The organism is Psychroserpens luteolus, from assembly GCF_021032705.1.
Classification (GTDB): Bacteria; Bacteroidota; Bacteroidia; order Flavobacteriales; family Flavobacteriaceae; genus Psychroserpens; species Psychroserpens luteolus.
The window spans coordinates 1-321 of sequence record NZ_JAHVXI010000049.1; the positions used below are offsets into that span (position 1 = coordinate 1).

A 321-nucleotide genomic window follows, 5' to 3' on the forward strand; every position below is an offset into this window, starting at 1 on the left:
GCTTGAGGACCAACTGACGCCGGATATCATTGCGTAAGGGCGGCGGCTGGCTATAGTGCCGCTTCCTTTTACGGCTGAAAGCGCGTTTGTCATGGCAGAGATCAAAGTGGGCATCATCATGGGCAGCCAGTCCGACTGGCCCACCATGAAAGAAGCCGCCGACATGTTGGACGCTTTGGGCGTGGCCTATGAGGCCAAGATTGTCTCTGCCCACCGCACGCCTGACCGGTTGTGGGACTATGGCAAAACCGCCGTGGATCGCGGCCTTCAGGTTATTATTGCAGGCGCCGGCGGGGCTGCGCATCTTCCCGGCATGATGGC

The 321-nt window shown here is 59.8% G+C and carries 1 protein-coding gene; it reads left to right on the top strand.

Going from position 1 to position 321, the window contains the following annotated elements; translation table 11 throughout:
* Positions 1 to 91: 91 nt before the first annotated feature.
* On the top strand, positions 92 to 321 hold a 230-nt coding region (locus KWG70_RS17785; RefSeq protein WP_230937383.1), incomplete at its 3' end, for an AIR carboxylase family protein.